The organism is Burkholderia sp. Bp9143, assembly GCF_003853645.1.
Lineage (GTDB): Bacteria > Pseudomonadota > Gammaproteobacteria > Burkholderiales > Burkholderiaceae > Burkholderia.
On sequence record NZ_QTPO01000043.1, the window covers coordinates 36,112 to 52,607 of the forward strand.

At 70.3% G+C, this 16,496-nt stretch carries 16 protein-coding genes; 6 read left to right on the top strand and 10 right to left on the bottom strand.

Going from position 1 to position 16,496, the window contains the following annotated elements:
* Positions 1–16: 16 nt before the first annotated feature.
* The 4 genes from DIE23_RS28020 to DIE23_RS28035 form a co-directional block, all read right to left on the bottom strand.
* Positions 17–640, bottom strand: coding sequence for an ABC-type transport auxiliary lipoprotein family protein (locus DIE23_RS28020; protein ID WP_124615082.1), 624 nt, complete (start codon positions 638–640; stop codon positions 17–19).
* Positions 641–729: 89 nt separating this feature from the next.
* Complete coding sequence (locus DIE23_RS28025; RefSeq protein WP_124615083.1) at positions 730–1,659, bottom strand: MlaD family protein; 930 nt, start codon at positions 1,657–1,659, stop codon at positions 730–732.
* A gap of 24 nt (positions 1,660–1,683) precedes the next feature.
* Entirely contained in the window at positions 1,684–2,610 is a 927-nt protein-coding gene (locus tag DIE23_RS28030) for an ABC transporter ATP-binding protein (protein WP_124615084.1), read from the bottom strand.
* Positions 2,607–3,731: an ABC transporter permease gene (locus DIE23_RS28035; protein WP_124615085.1), complete on the bottom strand. Its 1,125-nt coding sequence runs from the start codon at positions 3,729–3,731 to the stop codon at positions 2,607–2,609. The genes DIE23_RS28030 and DIE23_RS28035 overlap by 4 nt, the downstream gene beginning before the upstream one ends.
* A 320-nt stretch (positions 3,732–4,051) precedes the next feature.
* On the opposite strand from DIE23_RS28035, the gene DIE23_RS28040 reads away from it, so the two are divergent.
* The 5 genes from DIE23_RS28040 to DIE23_RS28060 all read left to right on the top strand — a co-directional run bounded on the left by DIE23_RS28040 (position 4,052) and on the right by DIE23_RS28060 (position 9,348).
* A complete protein-coding gene (locus tag DIE23_RS28040) occupies positions 4,052–6,115 on the top strand; it encodes a bifunctional 2',3'-cyclic-nucleotide 2'-phosphodiesterase/3'-nucleotidase (RefSeq protein WP_124615086.1) in 2,064 nt (687 codons plus the stop codon).
* Positions 6,116–6,129: 14 nt separating this feature from the next.
* Positions 6,130–6,975: a tetratricopeptide repeat protein gene (locus DIE23_RS28045; protein WP_124615087.1), complete on the top strand. Its 846-nt coding sequence runs from the start codon at positions 6,130–6,132 to the stop codon at positions 6,973–6,975.
* Positions 6,976–7,172: 197 nt separating this feature from the next.
* Positions 7,173–8,093 carry a biotin--[acetyl-CoA-carboxylase] ligase gene (locus DIE23_RS28050; RefSeq protein ID WP_124615088.1) on the top strand — a complete coding sequence of 307 codons (921 nt, stop codon included), beginning with the start codon at positions 7,173–7,175 and terminating at the stop codon, positions 8,091–8,093.
* On the top strand, positions 8,090–8,881 hold the full coding sequence (locus DIE23_RS28055; RefSeq protein WP_124615089.1) for a type III pantothenate kinase: 792 nt from the start codon (positions 8,090–8,092) through the stop codon (positions 8,879–8,881). Before DIE23_RS28050 ends, DIE23_RS28055 begins: the two co-directional genes overlap by 4 nt.
* Before the next feature lie 224 nt (positions 8,882–9,105).
* Positions 9,106–9,348 carry a hypothetical protein gene (locus tag DIE23_RS28060; protein WP_124615090.1) on the top strand — a complete coding sequence of 81 codons (243 nt, stop codon included), beginning with the start codon at positions 9,106–9,108 and terminating at the stop codon, positions 9,346–9,348.
* A 16-nt stretch (positions 9,349–9,364) separates the two neighbouring features.
* Here DIE23_RS28060 and rfaE2 read toward each other — a convergent pair whose 3' ends face one another.
* From rfaE2 to DIE23_RS28095, 6 genes are all read right to left on the bottom strand, one after another.
* Positions 9,365–9,850, bottom strand: coding sequence for a D-glycero-beta-D-manno-heptose 1-phosphate adenylyltransferase (gene rfaE2, locus DIE23_RS28065; RefSeq protein WP_124615091.1), 486 nt, complete (start codon positions 9,848–9,850; stop codon positions 9,365–9,367).
* A gap of 162 nt (positions 9,851–10,012) precedes the next feature.
* A complete protein-coding gene (locus DIE23_RS28070; RefSeq protein WP_124615092.1) occupies positions 10,013–10,891 on the bottom strand; it encodes a ferritin-like domain-containing protein in 879 nt (292 codons plus the stop codon).
* Positions 10,892–11,375: 484 nt separating this feature from the next.
* A complete protein-coding gene (locus DIE23_RS28080) occupies positions 11,376–12,602 on the bottom strand; it encodes a patatin-like phospholipase family protein (RefSeq protein WP_124615094.1) in 1,227 nt (408 codons plus the stop codon).
* Positions 12,603–12,626: 24 nt separating this feature from the next.
* Positions 12,627–13,376 (bottom strand): PhaM family polyhydroxyalkanoate granule multifunctional regulatory protein, encoded by a 750-nt coding sequence (locus DIE23_RS28085; protein WP_124615095.1) that lies wholly within the window; start codon positions 13,374–13,376, stop codon positions 12,627–12,629.
* Between the two features lie 79 nt (positions 13,377–13,455).
* The gene (locus DIE23_RS28090) at positions 13,456–14,283 is read right to left on the bottom strand and encodes an enoyl-CoA hydratase/isomerase family protein (RefSeq protein WP_124615096.1); all 828 of its coding nucleotides are present in this window, start codon (positions 14,281–14,283) and stop codon (positions 13,456–13,458) included.
* A 109-nt stretch (positions 14,284–14,392) separates the two neighbouring features.
* Positions 14,393–15,385, bottom strand: a complete 993-nt coding sequence (locus tag DIE23_RS28095; RefSeq protein ID WP_124615097.1) for a fumarylacetoacetate hydrolase family protein — start codon at positions 15,383–15,385, stop codon at positions 14,393–14,395.
* A 127-nt stretch (positions 15,386–15,512) separates the two neighbouring features.
* Between DIE23_RS28095 and DIE23_RS28100 the strand changes: the two genes are divergently transcribed.
* On the top strand, positions 15,513–16,388 hold the full coding sequence (locus tag DIE23_RS28100) for an IclR family transcriptional regulator (protein WP_124615098.1): 876 nt from the start codon (positions 15,513–15,515) through the stop codon (positions 16,386–16,388).
* Positions 16,389–16,496: the final 108 nt, after the last annotated feature.

A 16,496-nucleotide genomic window follows, 5' to 3' on the forward strand; every position in this document is an offset into this window, starting at 1 on the left:
GGCTGCGCGCGGTGCGTCACGGGTTGCCCGCGTACGCCTGCACGCCGACCCATGCGGCGATCTGCGACACGAGCTCGTCGCTCGCGGCCGCGAGCGCACGCGCGCCGCCGGCCGCATCGGGCGTGCTGGACGGTGCGCGCGCGACGAACGTGCGCTGTCCGAGCACCTTGCCGTCCTGCATCAGCGTCGCGCGCGCGGTGACCGCGCCGTGGCTCTGCGACTGCCCGTCGAACACCTGCTCGAATTCGTTCAGGTCGACCTTCAGCGTCGGCGCGCGCACGCCGTCGGAGCCTTCGAGCACCGCGCCGTGCGACGACAGCGCGCCGCGCAGCCGCTGCGTGAGCAGTTGCGCGGGCGGCGCGGTCCAGCGGCTGTCGCGATAGACGGCCGTGCGCTGCGCATCCGCATACGCGAGGCGGTAGACGAACTTGTCCGTGTCGAGCGCGTCGGGCGCGGCGACGTCGAGCACCTTCAGCGCGGGGCCCGTGCCGGCCGTGGCGACCGACGCGGCCGGCCCGAGGTCGTAGTGGACGTTCGACAGCGCCGCGCCGTTGCCGGCGCAGCCGGCGGCGAACACGAGCGTCAGCATCGCGAGCGCGGTCGCGGCCGGACGCAGCGCGCGATCAAGGATTCGTGGCATGGCATGTTCCTGCATGATGTTTCCGGTTTCGATGGCGTCATGGCCCGGTCTCGCGCCGGGGCGGTCGATCGACGGGCTGGCGATACGCTTCATTTCCCGGCCGCCGCACCCGGCCAGACGAAGCCCGCCTCGCCGGGTCCGGGCGCGGAGCCCGGGGAGCCGAACAACAGACTGCTCGGGTTGCGGCCGAGTTCACCGGCGACGTCCTTCAATTGCCGCGACGCATCGCCGACGCTGCCGGCCAGCGTGTTGAAACGCGGCAGCGTGTCGTACTGGACCCGCGCGTTCAGGTCGTTCAGCGCGACGCCGACCTGCTCCGCGGCCGAGCCGGCCTTGTTCAGGTTCGATACGAGCGGCCCGTTCGGCTGCAGCAGCGTGTTCGCCGACGCCATCGCGCGATCGACCTGGTGCATCGTCTCGGGCAGCGCGGCCACCGCCGGCGCGAGCTGCTTCGACAGCGTCGCCGCGCCGTCCGCCGCGTGCTGAAGGCTTTCGGCCGTCGCGCGCAATTGCTCGCGCATCTCCGGCGACATCAGCGCGTTCGCGCTTTTCGCCGCCTGCTCGAGCTGCCGCAGCAGCACGTCGCCGCGCTCCTGGAGCTGGTCGAACAGGCTCGGCCGCATCGGGATCTGCGCGATCGCCTTCGGCGACGACGGCAGCGGCGCCAGGTCGCGGCCGGTGTCTTCGAGCTGCACGAACGCGATGCCCGTCACACCCTGGAAGCCGAGGCTGCCGTAGGTCGACTGCGTGATCGGCGCGTCGTGGTCGACGAGAATCCGGATCCGGATCTGGCCCGGGTGCGTGCGATCGAAGCCGATCGACTGCACCTTGCCGACGTCGAGGCCGCGAAAACGCACGGCCGCATCGGGAAACAGGCCCGTCACGTTGGTGCGCGCGAGCAGGTCGTACGGCACGCGCACGGTACGGTCGACGTTGAACCAGAACACGGTGCCCGCGATCGCCAGCGTCAGCGCGATCGTGAACAGGCCGGCCCAGAACGCATGTGATTTGTTTTCCATCGGAGGGTTCCTTGTCCTTGCCTGTTACAGCTCGACGCTCGACGGCGCCGGTTCGAGGGCCGCCTTCGGCAGCTTCGCGCGCCGCTCGGGCGGCAGCGCCTGCAGCGCGCGGCGCCCGCGCAGCCCCAGGAAATATTCGTGGATGAACGGATGGTCGACGTTCGCGGCTTCCTCGACAGGTGCCGCGACCAGCACCTTGCGGTCCGCCAGCACCGCGACGCGCGTCGACAGCGCGACCATCGTGTCGAGATCGTGCGTCACCATCACGACCGTCAGCCCGAGCGTGCGGTGCAGCGTCGCGATCAACTCGACGAATTCGTCGGACGCCTGCGGGTCGAGGCCGGCGGTCGGCTCGTCGAGGAACAGCAGCTCCGGCTCGAGCGCGATCGCGCGCGCGATGCCGACCCGCTTCACCATCCCGCCCGACAGCGCGGCCGGCATCTTCGACGCGTGCTTGCACGGCAGCCCGACCATCTCGAGCTTCAGCATCACGATGTCGTGCAGCAGGTCGGGCGGCACGCGGCCGAGCTCGCGCAACGGCTGCGCGACGTTGTCGAACACCGTCATCGACGAGAACAGCGCACCCTGCTGGAACAGCATCCCCGAGCGCGTGCGCATCATCCGCGCGCTCGCGTCGTCGATCTTCGACGTGTCCTCGCCGAACACCTTGATCGTGCCCGACGTCGGCCGCTCGAGGCCGAGGATCTGCCGCACGAGCGTCGTCTTGCCCGAGCCCGAGCCGCCGACGATCGCCACGATCTCGCCGCGCCGCACGTCGAAATCGAGCTTCTGGTGAACGATGTTGCGCCCGTAGCGCTTCGTCAGGTTGCGCACCTCGATCACGAGGTCGTCGCCGTGCGCGGCGGCCGGCCGCGGGTCGACGGCGCCTGCGCCGACTGCCGCGGCGTGTGCACTGGCGGCACCGCCCGCCGATTCGTTCGACGCGTTCATCCGAGCCCCACGTTCTGGAACAGGATCGCGAACACGGCATCGGCGAGGATCACGACCGTGATCGACGTGACGACCGAGGTGGTCGTGCCTTCGCCGAGGCTCTGCGAGTTCGCCTTGATCCGGAAACCGAAATGACAGGCGACCAGCGCGATCAGCATGCCGAACACGACACCCTTGCCGACGCCGATGTACAGGTTCGCGATCGGCACGACGCCCGGCAGCGAGCGCACGAAATAATTGACGTCGATCCCGAGCACCACCTTCGCGGCCAGCGCGCCGCCCGTCAGCGCGATGATGTTGGTCCACATCACGAGCAGCGGCATCGCGACGCCGAGCGCGAGCACGCGCGGCAGGATCAGCCGCAGCCCGTGCGGGATGCCCATCACGCGCATCGCGTCGAGTTCCTCGGTCACGCGCATCACGCCGATCTGCGCGGTGATCGCCGAGCCCGAGCGGCCCGCGACGAGGATCGCCGACAGCACCGGCCCGAGCTCGCGGATCACCGACAGCCCGAGGATGTTCACGATGTAGCGGTTCGCGCCGAACATCTGCAGCTGCTGCGCGGACAGGTAGCTGAGCACGATGCCGATCAGGAACGCGACCAGCGCGGTGATCGGCAGCGCCTGCGCACCGGCGCTGTAGATGTTCGCCGAGGTTTCCTTCCACGGCATCGTCTGCGGGCGGCGCAGCACCGACAGCGCATCGAGGATCACGAGGCCGAACATCGCGATACCGCCCTGCAGGTGTTCGCCGAACGCGAAGATCGCTTGACCGAGGCGCGTGACGGGATCGAACCGCACGACACGTTCGGGCGCCTCGCGCTGGCTGTCGAGGCGTTCGATCCGCTCGAAGATCGTGCGCTGCGTGGCGGTCAGCGCGACGCCGGCCGGCAGCTTGCGGCCCCACACGCGCCACAGCGCCTGGCCGCCGACGTGATCGAGCCGTTCGATGCCGGACAGATCCCATTCGTTCACGCGCCCGGACGCGATGCCCGCGATGCGGCGCGCGACCGCGCCGCGGTTGCGTGCCAGCGCGAGTGCGGTCCATTGGCCGTACAGGCGCACCGTCTGACCCTGGCCGCCGGCGTCGACCGACAGGCCGGGAGGAGTCTCGAAGTCCAAGGGCGGGCTGTTTGCAAAAGGATGACAGCGGCCATTGTAGCGAACCGCCCGGCGCCGCGACGTGACGATTGCCGTGGGGGCGGCTGCCCCGGGGGGCGCTGCCGGGGGCACCGGGCCGCGGGCGTCCGGTTGCGGGTGCCTGGCCCGCCACGGCGCGGCGCTCGCCACCGGTTCGGCGTGCCGGGTATGCGACCTTTCATTCTTCCGTCACGTTTCCTTTCGATACTCTCACGCGCCGCACGTCAGGCCGTCGGCGCCCGCGCCGCCATTTCGCTGCGCACCTCGCATTCCACAGAACAGAACACGAAACAGGACAACCGATGCGTCTCACCCCGCTTTCCCGTCGCCGCGCGCGCTCCGCCGCCGCGCTCGCCAGCCTCGCCTTCGCCCTCGCCGGTTGCGGCGGCGACGACGTCACCGCGCCGTCGCAGACGCAGGCCCAGGCGCCCGCCGGCACGAAGGCCACGCTCGCGCTGCTCGAAACGACCGACCTGCACACCAACGTGCTGTCGTACGACTATTTCAAGCTCGCCGCCGACAAGTCGCTCGGCTTCGAGCGCGTGTCGACGCTGATTGCCCAGGCGCGCGCGCAGTATCCGAACACGCTGCTGCTCGACAACGGCGACACGATCCAGGGCACCGCGCTGTCGGATTACCAGGCGCTCGTGAACCCCATCGGCTGCGACCAGACGCTCGCGATCTACAAGGTGATGAACGCCGCGAAGTTCGACGGCGGCGGGATCGGCAACCATGAATTCAACTACGGGCTGCCGTACCTGTCGCAAGTGACCGGCAACACGTTCGACGTCGACGGGCTGCCGGCCCCCGCCCAGCAGAAGAAGTGCGCGGGCCCGAACTTCCCGCAGGTGCTCGCGAACGTGATCAGCGCGAAGACCAATGCGCCGCTGTTCACGCCGTACACGATCCTGACCCGCACGGTGACGGCCGTCACGCCCGACGGCAAGACGGTCAGCGCGCCGGTGAAGGTCGGCATCATCGGCTTCACGCCGCCCGCGATCATGAGCTGGGACAAGCGCTGGCTCGACGGCAAGGTCTATACGACCGGCCTGAAGGAAGCGGCCGAGAAGTACATTCCGGAGATGCGCGCGAAGGGGGCCGACCTCGTCGTCGCGATCTCGCACGGCGGCCTCGACAACGCGACGTATTCGCCGACCATGGAAAACGGCAGCTGGTGGCTGTCGAAGGTGCCCGGCATCGACGCGATGCTGATCGGCCACTCGCATCAGGTGTTCCCGGACGCGAACAGCACCGTGGCGCAGTTCAACCTGCCGGGCGTCGACAAGGCGAAGGGCACCGTCAACGGCGTGCCGACCGTGATGGCCAACTACTGGGGCAAGCATCTCGGCGTGATCAAGCTCGGCCTCACGTTCGACGGCAAGGCGTGGAGCGTCGACAAGTCGCTGACGACCGTCGAGGCGCGGCCGATCCAGAACGCGGACAAGAGCTACGTCGCCGCCGATCCGTCGGTGTCCGCCGCGATCGCGGCCGAGCACCAGGCGACGATCGACTATGTGAAGACGCCGATCGGCTCGACCGACTATCGGATGAACTCGTACTTCGCGGACGTCGGCGATCCGGGCGCGATCCAGATCGTCAACGAGGCGCAGGCCGACTACGTGAAGACCTACGTGCAGGCGAACCTGCCGCAATACGCGTCGCTGCCGGTGCTGTCGGTCAGCGCGCCGTTCAAGAGCGGCTTCGGCGGCGGCAGCGACTACACCGACGTCGCGCCGGGCGCGCTCGCGATCAACAACGCGGCCGACTTGTACCTGTATCCGAACACCGTGTACGCGGTGAAGGTGAGCGGCAGCGACGTGAAGAACTGGCTCGAGACGGCCGCGAAACGCTTCAACACGATCGACCCGACCAAGGCGACCGTGCAGCCGCTCGTCGGCAGCTTCCCCGGCTACAACTTCGACATGTTCACGTCCGCGGATCTCGCGTACGAGATCGACGTCACGCAGCCGGTCGGCAGCCGGATCAAGAACCTGACGTACAAGGGCGCGGCGATCGACCCGAACGCGCAGTTCATCGTCGCGACCAACAACTACCGCGCGAGCGGCGGCGGCAACTTCCCGGGCCTCGACGGCAGCAAGACGATCTTCGCGTCGCCCGACGCGAACCGCGACGTGCTGATCGCGTTCATCAAGAAGCGCGGCGCGATCACGCGCGCGGCGGACGGCGCGCAGCGCAGCTGGCGCTTCACGAAGCTCGCGAGTTCGGTCGCGCACGTGCAGTTCACGTCCGCGCCGAACCGGCTCGGCGACGCGGCGGCGGCCGGCCTGACCGGCCTCGCGCAGGTCGCGGCCGACGACGGCTCGGGCAAGAACCTCGCCATCTACGAGATCGACCTGACGCAATGACCACGAGACCCGCGATGCAACCGATCCGGACGATGCGGCCGGCCGAGGCCGGCTTCACCGCCGCCGCACGGCGCCTGCTGCGCGCGAAACTCCCGCCGGCCGCGTTGCTCGCGGCGGCGGCCGTGACCGTCGCGGCCGTCGTCGCGGCGACCGGCTGGCGCGCCGCCGGCCCCGCGCCGAGCGCCGCGCAGCTCGACGAATGGCAGGCGATGGTCGCGCAGGCCGCCGAGCCGCACGCGCTCGCGCAGTTGCGCACCCTCGCACGCCGCGGTTCGGGCGACGCGCAGGCGGCGCTCGGCATCGCGCTCGTCGATGCGCGCGAGCCGGGGCTGCGCGACGAGGGACGCGGCTGGCTCGAGACCGCCGTGCAGGCGGACGCGAAATCCGGCGCGCCGGCCGCGCGGCGTGCGCAGCTGGCACTCGGCAAGGCACTGCTGCTCGGCAGCGGCGACATCCCGAAGGACTATGTGCGCGCCCGCGCGCTGCTCGGCGAAGCGGCCGGACAGGGCGATCCGGCCGCCGCGTATTACCTCGGGCTGATCTATCGCAGCGGCTACGGCACCGCCGCCGACCCCGCGCAGGCCGCGCACTGGTTCGAGCGCGCGTCGCGCGCGGACATCCCGGCCGCCGACTTCATGCTCGCGAACGCGTACCGCGACGGCAGCGGCGTGCCGCGCGACGAAGCGCGCGCGCTCGCGCTGTATCGCCGCGCGGCGGAACACGAGCTGCCGGAAGCCGTGCAGACGCTCGCGATGGCCTATCGCAACGGCGAGCTGGGGCTCAAGCCCGACGCGGATGAATTCCACGCACAGTGGATCGAGACCGCGCATGCGTTGAAGCATCCGGTCGTCGCGCCTTGATGGTCTCGCGGCGCGCGGCGCGCGGCCGAACCGCGACGGCCTGACGCGTACGGCATCCCGCAACCGCTCGCGGGATGCCGAGCCCGGCACGGAATGACAGACCGATCCGCGCCGGCGGGCGACACGGCACCTTCAAGCGCGGCGGCCGAAGCGCCGCTCGACACGCACCTGCGCCCCCTGTCGCTACAATAGGTGCCATGAACGCCCCCACCTCCTCCGACACGCCCGATTCCGGCGACGCGCACATCGCGCGTAACCGGCTCGAGGCACATCTCGATGCCGCGCCGCGCGCGTGGCCGCTCGACATCGTCGCCGCCACCGGCTCGACCAACGCCGACGTCGCGACGCGCCTCAAGGCGCTGCCGCGCACCGCGAACGCGCTGCCCGCGCCGCTCGTGCGCGTCGCGTTCGAGCAGACGGCCGGCCGCGGCCGGCAAGGCCGTCCCTGGTTCGCGCAGCCCGGCAACGCGCTGCTGTGCTCGGTCGGCTGCATCGTGCCGCGCCCCGTCGACGCGCTCGGCGGCCTCAGCATCGCGATCGGCGTCGCGCTCGCGGAAGGGCTCGCCACGCTGCCGCTCGACGCCCGCACGCGGGTCGCGCTCAAATGGCCGAACGACCTGCTGCTGACCGCCACCGACGACGGCACGCCGCGCATCGTCGGCAAGCTCGCCGGGATCCTGATCGAAACCGTCTGGACCACCGCCGACGCGACCGCCGTCGTGATCGGCTTCGGTATCAACGTGCGCGGCGCGGAAGCCGTCGCCGCGCAGGTCGACGCGCTGCGCGCGCGCGAAGCGACGCTCGCGAGCGGGCTGCCGCCGGCCGCGCTGTCGGCCGCGTGCGCATCGGCCAACCTCACCGATACGCTCGCCGCCGCGCTGAACGCGCTCACGCCCGCGCTCGCGCAGTTCGGCACCGACGGGCTCGCGCCGTTCCTGCCGCGCTGGCATGCGCTGCACGCGTACGCGGGGCGCGAAGTCGTGCTGCTCGAACAGGGCGTCGAACGCGCGCGCGGCATCGCGACGGGCATCGACGCAACCGGCCAGCTGCTGCTCGACACGCCCGATGGCGTGCAGGCGATCGCGGCCGGCGACGTGTCGCTGCGCGAAGCGCAATGAACGAACCGCATCTGCTGATCGACGCCGGCAACAGCCGGATCAAGTGGGCACTCGCCGACGCGCAGCGCACGCTCGTCGACACCGGCGCGTTCGGCCATACGCGCGACGGCGGCGCCGATCCCGACTGGTCGGCCCTGCCGCGTCCGCGCGACGCATGGATCTCGAACGTCGCGGGCGCCGACGCGGCCGCCCGGCTCGACGCGCTGCTCGACGCCCGTTGGCCGGGCCTGCCGCGCACGACGATCCGCTCGCGACCCGCGCAATGCGGCGTGACGAACGGTTATACGACACCCGAACAGCTCGGCAGCGATCGCTGGGCCGGCCTGATCGGCGCACGAGCGGCGTTTCCGGGCGAGCATCTGTTGATCGCGACGCTCGGCACGGCGACGACGCTTGAAGCGCTGCGCGCGGACGGTCGTTTCACTGGCGGGCTGATCGCGCCGGGCTGGGCGTTGATGATGCGCGCGCTCGGCACGCACACCGCGCAGTTGCCGACGCTGACCACCGACATCGCGAGCGGGCTGCTTGCGGGCGCGCAGGCCGAGCCGTTCCAGGTCGATACGCCGCGCTCGCTGTCGGCCGGCTGCCTGTACGCGCAGGCGGGGCTGATCGAACGCGCCTGGCGCGATCTCGCCGACGCGTGGCAGGCACCCGTGCGACTCTTGCTGGCAGGCGGTGCGGCGGACGACGTCGCGCGCGCGCTGACGCTGCCGCATACGCGGCACGATGCGCTGATCCTTTCCGGGCTTGCGCTGATCGCCACGGAAACGGCTGCGCAGGCAGGATGAAAAGCCGGCCGGCATCGCGCCGGCCGCGTCGACGATTGCCCGGCTGCAGGCTTCGTCGCGGTGAGGATGGAAAAACGGGCGCCGGTGTTGGCGCCCATGCAGACAGCCGGCCGCACACGCGGCCGGGCCGACGCGAACGATCGCCGGCTGCAACGACCCAGCCTGCCGTGCGGCCGGCCGGACTGAACGGTTGAACGACTGAACAACGACGAGGAGTGTCGACGATGCTGCGCTGGCTGATCGCTGTTCTCTTTCTCGCGAACCTGCTCGCGTTCGTCGCGGTGCGCGGCGTGTTCGGGCCGCCGCCGGCGGCCGGGCCGCGCGAACCGGGCGTGCTGTCCCGGCAGGTGCGGCCCGATGCGCTGCATGCGATGCCGCTCGCGCAAGCGAGCGATCAGCCCGTGATCGGTGGTCCGATCGGCGCGCCGGCCGTCACGGCCGAGCCGCTCGCGGCATCCGCGCCCTGACGGCGCGGCACCCGCGTCAGGACTGCTGCGCGCGCACCTTCCTCAGCAGCGCGGTGGTCGAGCGGTCGTGCTCGAACGGGATCGCGAGCGCCCGCCCGCCCCAGCCGCGCACGATCGCCGACTCCGGCAGCGCGTCCATGTCGTAGTCGCCGCCCTTCACGAGAATGTCCGGACGGACGGCCTCGATCAGCGACACCGGGGTCTTTTCCTCGAACTTCACGACCCAGTCGACGCTTTCCAGCGCCGCAAGCAGTGCCATCCGGTCTTCCTCGCGGTTGATCGGACGGTCGTCGCCCTTGCCGAGCATGCGCACCGACGCATCGCTGTTCACGCCGACGATCAGGCATGCGCCGAGCGCCTTCGCATCGGCGAGATACGTGACGTGGCCACGGTGCAGGATGTCGAACACGCCGTTCGTGAACACGACGGGCGAAGGCAGCGAAGCGCGCAGGGCAACCAGGGCGTCGCGGGTGATCAGCTTGCGTTCGAAGGTAGCGGACATGATGGATTTCGGATGGCGTGAGCGGCGCGCGGTGCACGTCGCGACGGAACACGGCCGCGCCAGATAAAAAGCCCGCCGGATGACCGGGCGGGCTTCATGCATGAATACGCCGCGGCGATCGCGACCAGCGGCGCATCACGCCGGCTGCGACACCGCGCGGCCTCAGGCCGGTTGCGCGGCCGACGACGGGCCGTTTTCGGACTGCAGGCGGCCGGTGACTTCCTTGCGGTAGCGGTTCAGTTCCTGCGCGGTCGCGAACGTGCGCTCGAACAGGATCGACAGGTTGTGCAGGATCCGTTCGACGACCTTCTTTTCCCACTCGCCGTCGAAGCGGATCTGCTCGTCGAGCCAGCGCTCGAGCCATTCCGGATCGGGCAGACGCGACTGCACGGTGTCGCGCGGGAACAGCGCCTGGTTCACGTGCAGGTTGGTCGGGTGCAGCGGCTTCTCCGTGCGGCGCGCCGACGCCATCAGCACGCCGATCTTCGCGAACGCCGCGCGCGCGACGTCGCCGCAATTGTTCAGCGCCTTCTTCATGTAGCGCAGGTAAGCGCCGCCATGGCGCGCTTCATCGCGCGAGATCGTTTCGTAGATGTGCTTGATGACCGGCTCGGTGTGCCAGTCGGCCGCGCAGCGATACCAGTGGTTCAGGCGGATCTCGCCGCAGAAGTGCAGCATCAGCGTCTCGAGCGGCGGCGCCGGATCGAACTCGAAGCGCACCGCGTGCAGTTCCTCTTCGGTCGGCACCATTTCCGGCCGGAAGCGGCGCAGGTATTCCATCAGCACGAGCGAATGCTTCTGCTCCTCGAAGAACCACACGCTCATGAACGCGGAAAAGTCGCTGTCGTGCTGGTTGTCGCGCAGGAACATTTCCGTCGCGGGCAGCGCCGACCATTCGGTGATCGCGTTCATCTTGATCGTCTTCGCCTGCTCGTCGGTGAGCAGCGAAGCGTCGAACTTGTCCCACGGAATGTCCTTCTCCATGTCCCAGCGGACAGCTTCGAGCGACCTGTAAAGTTCCGGATAAAGCATGGTGTTCATGATGGTCCCACCCCTGTTCTGCGCAATGCGACTTCTCTAAACGTGACTGTTGCCGCGTCGGCGCGCGAGCGCGCTTTTTGCAGCCAAGACTTTAATTTTACGCGTGAATCCAGCCCCCGGACGCAGATTCCACGTCCGGCAGCCGGGCGGCCGCGCCGCCGCCTTGAAGCACGCCGCCGCCCCGCTCCGCTCGAACGGAACCGGCCGCGCGTGCCTGATGTGGGGGCCGGCGCAGGCCGGCTCGGTGGCGAACCCGCCCGGCGCCACGCGGTTCCCGGACGGGTTCCCGTGCGACCGCCGGACCGGCGGGCTGCTCGATATGGTGTATACGGCGGCGGCCATGATAGCACGCGTGCATGACGGTTCCGAGACGCGAGCCCGGTCAGGTGCCGCCAACCACGATGCGGCGATCGGTCGCAGGCCGCCGTCGCGAAAACGCAACCGATATGTAATCTGCATCGCTTTCGGGCCAGTCATGAGCGCGTCAGACCCGTATTTCGCCCGTCGCGATACCGTCTTCCGGCGGCGTGCCGGCCGCCGGCGCGCTGCCGCCATCGGCCCGCGCGATCCAGTCCGCCAGCGTGTCGCGCTGCGCGCGCCCGTCGCGGTAGCCGAGCTCGATCAGCTCGCGCGTGAACGCTTCCTCGAACAACAGGTAGCTCGCGAACGACGCGCCGGTGGGCTGGCTGCCGCCGATCGCGCCGAGTAGCCCGCGCATCGTCGCCGGCATCTGCTTCAGGTGTTTCGCGGCGATCAGCTCGATGCGCTCGGACGGCGCGATCGCGAGCACGTCGACGTGCCGCCAGCCGCTGTCCACTTCGACCTGGTGCGGCAGGTGCTCGATCATCCGGTTGATGTGCTCGATGCGCTCGATGTCCGAGCCGATCGAGTCGAGAAACACGCTCGCGAGCACCTGCTGGCCGATCTGCGCCAGCGTCGGGTAACCGCGCGCGCGCCCCGAGCCGTTCGCGGCCGGAATCTCGGGCCGCGGGTCGGCCGCGCCGACGACGACGATCCGGTCCGCGCCGAAGTGGATCGCCGGCGACAGCGGCGCGACCTGCCGGATCGACCCGTCGCCGAAGTATTCGATCTGCCCGTCCAGCACGAGCGGCACGGCCGGAAACACGAATGGAATGGCCGACGATGCGAGCAGGTGCGACGCCGACAGGTCGACGAGCCGCGCGGTGCGCTGCGCGCGCCGCCATGCCTGGATCGGCTCGGCTGCCTGGTAGAACGTCAGGTGCCGACCGCTCGAATAGCTGAGTGCCGTCACCGACAGCGCATGCAGCAGGCGGTCCTCGAGCATCTGCTCGATCCGGTGAAAGCTCAGCTCGCGCTGCAGCAGGTGCGCGAGCGGCGCGTTGTCGAGCAGCCCGCGCGGCGAGCGGCGCGCCGCCCAGCCGAAGGTCATCGTCGCAAGCCAGCGTGCGCCCGCCGCCGCGATGCCGAGCCAGTCGGTGCGATACACGTAGTCCGCGCGCAGCGGCTCCCAGAATTCGAGCAGACGCCGCACGCCGTGCGAAAAATCGTCGGCATGGCTCGCGATCGACGTCGCATTGATCGCACCGGCCGACGAACCGCAGACAACCGTGAACGGTACCGTATGCCGGTTCGGATCGGCCTCGCGCGCGATCTCGGCCAGGGCCTTCAGCACGCCGACCTGGTAGGCGGCGCGGGCGCCGCCCCCCATCAGCACGAGCGCGAGCCGCATGATCGACCTGCTATCCCGTTCGCGTCACGTCGAGCGCTTCGGCGGACGCGTTTCGGGCGACGACGCAGCCGCCGCGCGTGCCGCGGCCGAGCCGGCCGGCTTCGCACGCTTCGCGGCCGGCTTGCGCGGCGCGGCGGCCGCGGCCGGTGCGGGCCGTTCCGCCCGCGCCGCCGGTACGGGCTGCTCGGGCGGCGCGGCGTCCGCCGCCGCGGGCTGCGCGCCCGGCTGCGTCATCGCGAGGCTCGCGAGCTGGTTGAACTGCGCCTGCAGCAGGTTCCACCAGCCGGCCGGGTCGAACGCCTGCTGCGCGGCGTCGCCGACCGGCGGCGCGTCGGCGGCGGCAGCGTCCGGTGCTTGCTGCGCGTCGGCGCGCGGCGCGGACGCCGCTTGCGCGGCCGCAACCGCGGCCTCCTCGGCCGCCGACATCGAGCTTTGCGCGAACGCGCCGAACGCGCGCAGCGTCGCGAGCGTCGCGCGCTGCACCTCGAGCGCCTGGATCGCGGACTGCAGCATCCCGAGATTGAGCTTGAGCCATTGCTCGACCGCGCGCAGATCGGTGATCCGCTTGTCGAGCTCCTCGACGCTCGTGAGCGGCGCCATCATGTCGGACATGCTCGACAGCGACGGCGGCAGCCCCGAGGCGGCGCCGGGAAACGACGCCATCCCGCCGAACGGCGTCATCCGCATCATGTCCCACATCCGGTCGAGCATGTCGGCAGGCTTGAAACCGGCAAAGCCGGCGAAAGGATTGGAGCCGGGGGCATCGGTCGTCATACGGGCATCCTGGTTGACTGGGTGAGCGAAGCGGCCGGCACGGGTCGCGCGGCCGCCTTTGGGTCGATCATAGCGCGCGTCAGAACGGTGCGTCGCCGGGGAAGTCGGGCGGGCGCCGCTCGCGCAGCGAGCGGATGCCTTCCTGCACGTCGGGCCCCGAGAAGCCCATGAATTCGAGTGCGAGCGACGTATCGAACGTCGGCCCGGCGCTACGCAGCCAGTTGTTCAGCGCGTACTTGGTCCAGCGGATCGCCGACTGCGACCCGTGCGCGAGCCGCTCCGCGACCTCGTACGCCTTCGGCAGCAGGTCGGCCGGCTCGACCGCGAGCGACACGAGGCCGATCCGCTCGGCCTCCTCGCCGCTCACCGGTTCGCACAGCAGCAGGTAGTACTTCGCCTTCGCCATCCCGCACAACAGCGGCCACACGATCGCCGCGTGATCGCCGGCCGCGACGCCGAGCCGCGTATGGCCGTCGATGATGCGCGCATCCTTCGCGGCGATCGAGATGTCGGCGAGCAGCCCGGCGACGAGCCCCGCGCCGACGGCCGGGCCGTGCATCGCGGACACGATCGGCTTGCTGCAGTTGATCACGTTGTAGACGAGGTCGCGCGCCTCGCGCCACACGCGGGCGCGCACGTCGAAGTCGTTGGCCATCGCCTCGACGAGCGCGAGATCGCCGCCCGCCGAAAAGCCCTTGCCCTCGCCGCGGATCACCGCGACGCGCGTGTCGGGATCGCGGTCGACGTCGCGCCAGATGTCGGCGAGCTCGCGATGCATGCGCTCGTTCGCGGTCGCGAGGCCGCTGCGGTTCGCGCCCTCGCCGCTCATCACGATGTCGAGCACGCCATGATCGCGGCGCGTCACTTTCAGTGCTTCGTAACCGCCGTATGCGGCGAGATTGGCCATGCGCAGCTCCCGGGTTCCTAAGACGCTTGAATCGAGTGTAGCCAAGCCCGCGCGGGCAAACATCAGGCGAAACCCGGCGCGCGGGCCGGGGCCGGGCTTCGCGCCTGCGTCAGGCCGCGCCGTCGGGCGGGGCGACCGCCTGCTCGATCGAGCCGAAGATCGACTTGCCGGCCGCGTCGAACATCTCGATGCGCACGGTGTCGCCGTAGCGCATGAATTCGGTCTGCGGCGCGCCGTGCTCGATCGTCTCGAGGCAGCGCTTCTCGGCGATGCAGCAGTAGCCGCGCTTCGCGTCCTTGTTCGACACCGTGCCCGAGCCGACGACCGAGCCGGCACGCAGGTTGCGCGTCTTCGCCGCATGCGCGATCAGCTGGCCGAAGTGGAACACCATGTCGGTGCCCGCGTCGGGCTGGCCGACCTTCCTGCCGTTCCAGTGGACGATCATCGGCCGGTGCACGCGGCCTTCGCGCCATTCGTCGCCGAGCTCGTCGAGCGTCACCGCGACCGGTGCGAACGCGGTGGCCGGCTTGCTCTGGAAGAAGCCGAAGCCCTTCGCGAGTTCGGCCGGAATCAGGTTGCGCAACGACACGTCGTTCACGAGCGTGACGAGCCGCACGGCCTTCAGCGCGTCGTCGGGCGACGCACTCATCGGCACGTCGCCGGTGATCACCGCGACCTCGGCCTCGAAGTCGATGCCCCACTCCTCGGACGGGCACACGATGTCGTCGCGCGCGCCGAGGAAATCGTCGCTGCCGCCCTGGTACATCAGCGGATCGGTCCAGAACTCGGGCGGCATCTCGGCGCCGCGCGCGCGGCGCACGAGCTCGACGTGGTTCACGTACGCGGAGCCGTCGGCCCACTGGAACGCGCGCGGCAGCGGCGCCATGCAGTTCGCCGGGTCGAACGCGAACGCATTGCGTGCGCGGCCGTGGTTCAGCGCGTCGTACAGGTCGCGCAGTTGCGGCGCGTAGAACGCCCAGTCGTCGAGGACGCGCTGCAGCGTCGGTGCGATCGCGTCGGCGATCGCCGCGGTGTGCAGGTCGCGCGACACGACGATCAGCTGGCCGTCGCGCGTGCCGTCCTTCAGCGATGCAAGTTTCATGGGGTATCTGCCGTTGTAGTGACGATGGAGGGAATCTATTTTACGATGGTGAATCCGTGCGGCGCGCCACGATCGTGCGTGCCGTTTTCGTCCCGACCCTTGCCGCCTTGTCGCGCACCCGTTGCCCATGCCTGCCAGCCCGCTTCCCGACGACGATCTCGCTGATTCCGACACCGACGACACCGGCTCCGGCGAGCACGGCGAAGGCGGCGAGAAGGTCCGCTCCGGCATCCAGTCGATCGAGGTCGGCTTCCGCCTGCTCGACGTGCTGACGAGCGAGCCGCGCGCGATGATGCTGCGCGATCTCGCGCAGCGCGCGGGCATGAGCCCGGCGAAGGCGCACCGCTATCTGGTCAGCTTCTCGCGGCTCGGCGTCGTGTCGCAGGATCCCGTGTCGGGCCGCTACGAACTCGGCGGCTTCGCGCTGCAGATGGGGCTCGCGCGGCTCGCGCGCGTCGACGGCGTCAAGCTCGCGCGGATCGCGCTGACCGAGTTGCGCGACCGCGTCGACCAGACGGTCGGCATCGCGGTGTGGGGCAACCAGGGGCCGACGATCGTGCACTGGATGGAATCGAGCCACCCCGCGAAGGCGTCGCTGAAGCTCGGCGACGTGATGCCGCTGCTCGGCTCCGCGACGGGCCTGCTGTTCGCCGCGTACCTGCCGCGCAGCAAGACCGCGGCGATGCTCGAACGCGAGCTCGCCGATACGCGTCGCTCGCCGCATCACGGCGGCCCGCGCACGCTCGACGAGGTCGACGCGGTGCTCGCCGACGTGCGCGCGCATCAGGCCGCGCGCGTCGAAGGGATGCTGCTGCCGACGATCCATGCGTTCTGCATGCCGGTGTTCGATGCGGTCGGCGAACTCGCGCTCGCGATCGTCGCGCTCGGCCAGGAAGGCATGTTCGACATCGCGTGGGGCGGCGAGATGGACACCGCGCTGCGCGCGTGCGCGCAGAAACTGTCTTACGAACTCGGCTATAGTCCGGACGCGCGCGACGCCTGACTCGCCGGGTGCGCGCCGCCCGCGCGATGTGCCGCGAACGCGCGGCGCGTCCGGCGGTCCGATGGCTGTGACGCGCGCTGCGCGCGGCGCACCACGACAGCCCCAACC

Excerpts from the sequence above, each read along its gene's own strand:
- DIE23_RS28090 (WP_124615096.1), bottom strand. The coding sequence starts at position 14,283 with ATGGCCAATCTCGCCGCATACGGCGGTTACGAAGCACTGAAAGTGACG.
- DIE23_RS28020 (WP_124615082.1), bottom strand. The coding sequence starts at position 640 with ATGCCACGAATCCTTGATCGCGCGCTGCGTCCGGCCGCGACCGCGCTC.
- DIE23_RS28080 (WP_124615094.1), bottom strand. The coding sequence starts at position 12,602 with ATGCGGCTCGCGCTCGTGCTGATGGGGGGCGGCGCCCGCGCCGCCTAC.
- DIE23_RS28040 (WP_124615086.1), top strand. The coding sequence starts at position 4,052 with ATGCGTCTCACCCCGCTTTCCCGTCGCCGCGCGCGCTCCGCCGCCGCG.
- DIE23_RS28030 (WP_124615084.1), bottom strand. The coding sequence starts at position 2,610 with ATGAACGCGTCGAACGAATCGGCGGGCGGTGCCGCCAGTGCACACGCC.
- rfaE2 (WP_124615091.1), bottom strand. The coding sequence starts at position 9,850 with ATGTCCGCTACCTTCGAACGCAAGCTGATCACCCGCGACGCCCTGGTT.
- DIE23_RS28025 (WP_124615083.1), bottom strand. The coding sequence starts at position 1,659 with ATGGAAAACAAATCACATGCGTTCTGGGCCGGCCTGTTCACGATCGCG.
- DIE23_RS28100 (WP_124615098.1), top strand. The coding sequence starts at position 15,513 with ATGCCTGCCAGCCCGCTTCCCGACGACGATCTCGCTGATTCCGACACC.
- DIE23_RS28050 (WP_124615088.1), top strand. The coding sequence starts at position 7,173 with ATGAACGCCCCCACCTCCTCCGACACGCCCGATTCCGGCGACGCGCAC.
- DIE23_RS28060 (WP_124615090.1), top strand. The coding sequence starts at position 9,106 with ATGCTGCGCTGGCTGATCGCTGTTCTCTTTCTCGCGAACCTGCTCGCG.
- DIE23_RS28045 (WP_124615087.1), top strand. The coding sequence starts at position 6,130 with ATGCAACCGATCCGGACGATGCGGCCGGCCGAGGCCGGCTTCACCGCC.
- DIE23_RS28095 (WP_124615097.1), bottom strand. The coding sequence starts at position 15,385 with ATGAAACTTGCATCGCTGAAGGACGGCACGCGCGACGGCCAGCTGATC.
- DIE23_RS28085 (WP_124615095.1), bottom strand. The coding sequence starts at position 13,376 with ATGACGACCGATGCCCCCGGCTCCAATCCTTTCGCCGGCTTTGCCGGT.
- DIE23_RS28055 (WP_124615089.1), top strand. The coding sequence starts at position 8,090 with ATGAACGAACCGCATCTGCTGATCGACGCCGGCAACAGCCGGATCAAG.
- DIE23_RS28070 (WP_124615092.1), bottom strand. The coding sequence starts at position 10,891 with ATGAACACCATGCTTTATCCGGAACTTTACAGGTCGCTCGAAGCTGTC.